General features: G+C 74.1%; 6 protein-coding genes and 1 pseudogene. 5 read left to right on the forward strand and 2 right to left on the reverse strand.

All coding sequences use genetic code 11. The annotated features are described in order from the left end of the window. On the forward strand, nucleotides 1-593 hold a 593-nt coding region (locus ACFVX9_RS31925), incomplete at its 5' end, for a carboxymuconolactone decarboxylase family protein (protein ID WP_387984859.1). An 85-nt stretch (nucleotides 594-678) separates the two neighbouring features. Here the strand turns inward: ACFVX9_RS31925 and ACFVX9_RS31930 are convergent. After that, nucleotides 679-1,200 carry a DUF6328 family protein gene (locus ACFVX9_RS31930; RefSeq protein ID WP_380561273.1) on the reverse strand — a complete coding sequence of 174 codons (522 nt, stop codon included), beginning with the start codon at nucleotides 1,198-1,200 and terminating at the stop codon, nucleotides 679-681. A gap of 171 nt (nucleotides 1,201-1,371) precedes the next feature. Between ACFVX9_RS31930 and ACFVX9_RS31935 the strand changes: the two are divergent. Then, nucleotides 1,372-1,623 (forward strand): annotated as a pseudogene (locus ACFVX9_RS31935) (RNA-guided endonuclease TnpB family protein); the annotation flags it as partial. A 38-nt stretch (nucleotides 1,624-1,661) separates the two neighbouring features. Here the strand turns inward: ACFVX9_RS31935 and ACFVX9_RS31940 are convergent. Beyond that, nucleotides 1,662-2,255, reverse strand: a complete 594-nt coding sequence (locus ACFVX9_RS31940) for a MarR family winged helix-turn-helix transcriptional regulator (RefSeq protein WP_387984862.1) — start codon at nucleotides 2,253-2,255, stop codon at nucleotides 1,662-1,664. A gap of 48 nt (nucleotides 2,256-2,303) precedes the next feature. On the opposite strand from ACFVX9_RS31940, the gene ACFVX9_RS31945 reads away from it, so the two are divergent. The 3 genes from ACFVX9_RS31945 to ACFVX9_RS31955 all read left to right on the forward strand — a co-directional run bounded on the left by ACFVX9_RS31945 (nucleotide 2,304) and on the right by ACFVX9_RS31955 (nucleotide 4,923). Continuing rightward, complete coding sequence (locus ACFVX9_RS31945; RefSeq protein ID WP_387984864.1) at nucleotides 2,304-3,206, forward strand: EamA family transporter; 903 nt, start codon at nucleotides 2,304-2,306, stop codon at nucleotides 3,204-3,206. A gap of 260 nt (nucleotides 3,207-3,466) precedes the next feature. After that, nucleotides 3,467-4,363, forward strand: coding sequence for a neutral zinc metallopeptidase (locus ACFVX9_RS31950; RefSeq protein WP_387984867.1), 897 nt, complete (start codon nucleotides 3,467-3,469; stop codon nucleotides 4,361-4,363). Between the two features lie 176 nt (nucleotides 4,364-4,539). Further along, the gene (locus ACFVX9_RS31955) at nucleotides 4,540-4,923 is read left to right on the forward strand and encodes a hypothetical protein (protein ID WP_387984869.1); all 384 of its coding nucleotides are present in this window, start codon (nucleotides 4,540-4,542) and stop codon (nucleotides 4,921-4,923) included. The last annotated feature ends 182 nt before the right edge of the window (nucleotides 4,924-5,105 follow it).

Genomic DNA, 5,105 nt, shown 5'->3' on the forward strand with positions numbered 1-5,105 from the left:
ACTCCCGCCGGGCGTATTTTGCGCTGCTTCCGGCTATGTCACCCTCGTGCAGTAACGCGGCGCGCAGGACGCGGCCCTGCCCCGCGGCGCAGGTCCTCGCCGGCGGCGCCGGGCCGCTGGCGGGCCGTCCGGTGCTCAACGTCCTGGCGACCATCGGCCACCACCCCGACCTGCTGGTCGCCCTGGTGCCCCTGCTCACCCAGCTCGCCCAGGGCCTGATCCCGCCCCGCGAACGGGAACTGGCGATCCTGCGCACCGCCCACCGCACCGGCTGTGCCTACGAGTGGCACCACCATGCCCGCCTCGGCGCCGCCGCCGGCCTGACCGGGCCCGAGATCGCCCGCGTTCTCGGCGGGCCGGACGCCCCCGGCTGGAGCGAGGGCGACCGGGCGCTGCTGCGGGCCGTGGACGAGCTGTGCGGGGACCGCGCGCTGTCCCCGGCCACCTGGCGTGAGCTGGCCGCCCGCCACTCCACCCCGCAGCTGCTGGAACTGCTCGCCCTCGTCGGCGCCTACGCGCTGGTCGCGGGCATCGTCAACAGCTGCGGCGTCCCCCTCGACGACTGGCTCACCCCGCCCGTGGCGGCGGGCTGACCGTCGTCGACCGCCGTGTGGGGAACCGGAGTTCACCACACGGCGCGCCCGCGGACCGGCCCGCGGTTCGGCCGCCGCGTCCGGTTCAGTCGTCGTGCAGCGGGCGGCGCACCGCCCAGGGCAGGACGAACCACAGCCCGGCGAAGATCAGTGCGACGACGGAGGTGATGGCCAGGGCCGTGGCGGTCCCGAGCACGACGTCCAGGACGAGCAGCACGGCGCCGGTGAGCGCGCAGGCGAGCAGCATCAGGCCCAGCTGGGCGATGTGGGCGGAGACCTTGACGATCCGCGCCTTGCCGGGGTGGCGGAACAGCCCGCGGTGCAGCGCCACCGGGGTGGCGAACACGGCCGAGGAGATGACGGCCAGCAGCAGGGTGGTGACGTAGACGTCCTGCTGGCCGTCGGTGAGGGTGGCGAAGCGCGGGGTGAAGGCGACCCCGAGCAGGAACGCGAACACGATCTGCACGCCGGTCTGCAGCACCCGCAGCTCCTGCAGCAGTTCCACCAGCCGCCGGTCGGCCCGGGCCCCCGGGCTCTCCGGGCCGGACGGGGACGGGGCGACGGGCGGCCCGGGTTCGGGCTGGGGCGGCGGCGGGGTGCTGGTCATGCGTCACCTTGATGTCGGAGGATGCCCCGGCTTTCAGGTCGGGGAGGAGCTCGGTTTTCCGCGTGGCGGGTCGGGGGCGGCCGTTTTGCCGCTCACCGGGCCGGTGTCCACCGCCCCGGTCCAAGCACCTTTGTCAAACCGTCAGGCTATGTTGCCGGTCATGGCGATCACGGCGCAGGACACGGACGGGTGTACCGGGCATGGCCGGTACACCTACCGGCTGCGATGGACTGCGCGCACTGCGATGCGAGAACCGAGCACGCACTGCCGCTGGGACTGCGCACCTATACCTGCACCACGTGCGGAGCCGTGTCCCCCAGGGACAAGAACTCCGCTTACGTGATGCTCAATCGGGCAGGTCTGAACCCGGCTGACGCTGATGGCAGAAGACCTGCCGGGACGCCGTCCCGGAAGGCGGCCTGAGTCACCAATCCACCCGACAGAAGCCGGAATCCCCGGCGTCAGCCGGGGGAGCAGTCAAATTGTGCTGGCCCGCCGCCCGGTGCGGTGCCGCCCGGCGCGGTGCCGTCCAGGCGGTGCTGCCAGGCGGTGAGGAGGGTCTGCAGGGCGGCGGCCTCCTCGGGGGACAGGAGGGCGAGCAGGCGGTGCTCGTTGCGCAGGTGGGCGGTGAACGCCTCGTCGATCAGCCGCAGTCCGGCGTCGGTGAGGGCGACGACGCGCCCGCGCCGGTCGCCCTCGGCGAGGCGGCGGGTGACGAGTCCGGCGCGTTCGAGGCGGTCGATCCGCTTGGTCATCGCGCCGGTGGTGACCATGGTGTGGGCGGCGAGTTCCCCGGGGGCCCGTTCGTAGGGGGCGCCGGTCCGGCGCAGCGCGGCCAGGACGTCGAAGTCGCCCTCGCCGAGGCCGTAGCGGGAGTAGACCAGGGCGAGTTCGCCGGTCAGCCGGGCGGCGAGGCGGTGCAGGCGGCCGATGACGGCCAGCGGGGAGACGTCGAGGTCGGGGCGTTCGCGCCGCCACGCGGCCTGGATCAGCGCCACGTGGTCGGCGTCCGCGTCCGGCGGGGAGGGCGTCCGGGGGTGCTGCTGGTGCTCCATGGGGCCATCCTACCGCCAGTACCTTCCCGGGAAGGTATATTGCCTTCCATGGAAGCCAATCTGCGGTGGGTCCTGCTGACCGCGGTCGCGCCACTCGCCTGGGGCGCCAACTACTACGTCACCCACGCCTACCTGCCCGCCGACCGGCCCCTGTGGGGCGCGGCCCTGCGCGCCCTGCCCGCCGGACTGGTCCTGCTCACCCTGTCCCGCCGCCGCCCGCACGGGCCCTGGTGGTGGCGCAGCGCCCTGCTCGGACTGCTCAACACCGCGGTGTTCTTCGTCCTGCTCTACCTCGCCTCCCAACTGCTGCCCACCAGCACCGCCGCCACCGTCATGGCCGCCTCCCCGCTGGCGATGCTGCTCACCGCCTGGGCACTGGCCGGGCAGCGCCCGCACCGCGCCCACCTGGTCGGCGCGGTGGTGGGCCTGGGCGGGGTGGCGCTGACGCTGCTCGGCGTGGGCGGCGCGGTCAGCGGGGCGGGGCTGGCGGCGTCGGCGGCGGCGATGCTGGTCTCCTGCGTCGGCTACGTGCTGGCCGCCCGCTGGCGCGAGGGCGCGGACCCACTGGCCGTCACCTCCTGGCAGCTGACCGCCGGCGGCCTGATGCTGCTGCCCCTGGCCGTTGCCGCGGAGGGCGCGCCCCCGGCGATGGACGCCCGCACACTCCCGGCCTTCGGCTACGTCGCCCTGGTGGCCACCGCCCTCGCCTTCGCCCTCTGGTTCGCGGGCCTGCGCCACCTGCCGGCCGGCACGGTCGGGCTGCTCGGCCTGCTCAACCCGCTCGCCGGCGTCCTGCTGGGCGCCGGCCTCGCGGGGGAGGGGCTCGGCACGCGCCAGGTGTGCGGGCTGGCCCTGGTCCTGGCCGGCGTCCTGCTCGGCCACCCCCGCGGGCCCGCCCGCCCTGCCGAGCTCTCCGTCGCGGCCCAATCCGGTACCCGCATCCGGAGTTGACGAATCGTCAGTCCACCAGCCGGGTCGGATGGTGATCCAGGACGGCACACGCGGCCCCGGGGGAGCGGTGCCCGATCGCCACGGCCACGGCCACGGCCACGGCCACGTCCGCAGTCGCCGCCCGACCCCGCCCCCGCCCGGCCCCTGCCGCCCGCGCCCCCGCTGCGCCGCGCCGGCGCCCGCTGCCCGTAGGCTGGGCGGGCCGTCACCGGCACAGACCGTCACCAGTACTGACAAACACGATAGAAGCGGGCAGGGGCATGCAGTTCGACGACCAGGGCGACCTCGACACCTCGCAGGTGGACGACCGGCGCGGGATCCCGGGCGGGAAGGTCGCCATCGGCGGCGGGGCGGTGGGCCTGATCGTCGTGCTGTTCGCGGTCGTCCTGGGCGTGGACCCCCAGCTGCTGGGCCTGTCCTCCGGCGGCGGCTCCACCACCTCCAACGGCGCGCACACCGCCGGCGAGGTGCAGCAGGCCTGCAAGACCGGTGCGGACGCCAACCGGCGCCAGGACTGCCGGATCGTGGCGGTCACCAACAGCGTGCAGGAGTTCTGGCGCGCCGAACTGCCCAAGCGCACGGGCGCCGCGTACCGCAACGCCGAGACGGTGCTGTTCACCGGTCAGGTCTCCACCGCCTGCGGCCCGGCGACCTCCGCCGTCGGCCCGTTCTACTGCCCCGGCGACCGCAAGGCCTACTTCGACCTCGGCTTCTTCAACGAGCTCTCGGCCCGCTTCGGCGCCAAGGGCGGGCCCTTCGCCGAGTCCTACGTCGTCGCCCACGAGTACGGCCACCACATCCAGAACCTCCTCGGCACCATGCAGAAGGTGGGCGGCGACCGCCAGGGCGCCAACAGCGCCTCCGTGAAGCTGGAACTCCAGGCCGACTGCTACGCCGGGGTGTGGGCGCACCACGCCACCACCACCCCGCAGCCCTCCACCGGGCGGCCGCTGATCGCCTCCCTCACCGACCAGGACATCGCCCAGGGCCTGGACGCGGCCGCGGCCGTCGGTGATGACCGGATCCAGAAGCAGGCCACCGGCCGGGTCAACCCGGAGGGCTGGACCCACGGCTCCTCCGAGCAGCGCAAGACCTGGTTCACCACCGGCTACCGCACCGGCGACCTCGCCCAGTGCGACACCTTCGGCAAGCTCTAGCCCCGCGAGCTCTAGCCCCGCGAGCTCTAGCCCAGCGAGCCGGCGGGCCGGCTCCCGGAGTGTGGCGGCGCGCCCCTGTCAGATGTCAGGGACCGCCGCCGGGCCCGCGTTCCTAGGCTGCTGAGCACCGGCCGGACCCCACGTCAGGCCGCCCACCAGCCAAGGGAGAACCATCCATGCGCAGGATCACCCACGCCGTCGCCACCCTCGCCCTCGCGACCGCGGCCCTGACCACCCTGACCACCCTGACCACCCTGGGCGTCGGCAGCGCCGGCGCTGCCGACGGCTCCTGGGCGGGCTGTCCGTACGGGGCGGTCTGCGTCTACCCGCAGAACCAGAACCCGGCCTCGGCCCCGAGCGAGGTGTACTGGAGCTACGGCGCGCACAACCTGAGCAACCAGTACGGCAACCACTGGGTCCTCAACAACCAGTCCGGCGGCGCCCACGCCCACCTGTGCAAGGGCTCGGGCGGCGGCAGCTGCGTCTACGACATCCCGGCGCAGAACGGCGTCTGGTACGACCTGGGCCCGATCAACTCGATCACCCTCGACCGCCCCTGACGCGTCGCTCCCGACGCACTGCCCCTGACACACCGGTACCACCGCGCACGGGGGCGCCCGCCGCCCAGGGGGGGGGGGGGGCCCCACCCCCCCCCCACCCCCCCAAGTTTGGCTACTCCTTGGCCGCGGGTCCCCCCCCAGGGGGCCCCGGTTCTTCCTTTTTAGGCTCCTCCCGATTTTCC

Origin of the sequence: Kitasatospora sp. NPDC058243 (assembly GCF_042882025.1) — a bacterium.
Taxonomy (GTDB): domain Bacteria; phylum Actinomycetota; class Actinomycetes; order Streptomycetales; family Streptomycetaceae; genus Kitasatospora.

Excerpts from the sequence above, each read along its gene's own strand:
- ACFVX9_RS31940 (WP_387984862.1), bottom strand. The coding sequence starts at position 2,255 with ATGGAGCACCAGCAGCACCCCCGGACGCCCTCCCCGCCGGACGCGGAC.
- ACFVX9_RS31945 (WP_387984864.1), top strand. The coding sequence starts at position 2,304 with ATGGAAGCCAATCTGCGGTGGGTCCTGCTGACCGCGGTCGCGCCACTC.
- ACFVX9_RS31950 (WP_387984867.1), top strand. The coding sequence starts at position 3,467 with ATGCAGTTCGACGACCAGGGCGACCTCGACACCTCGCAGGTGGACGAC.
- ACFVX9_RS31930 (WP_380561273.1), bottom strand. The coding sequence starts at position 1,200 with ATGACCAGCACCCCGCCGCCGCCCCAGCCCGAACCCGGGCCGCCCGTC.
- ACFVX9_RS31955 (WP_387984869.1), top strand. The coding sequence starts at position 4,540 with ATGCGCAGGATCACCCACGCCGTCGCCACCCTCGCCCTCGCGACCGCG.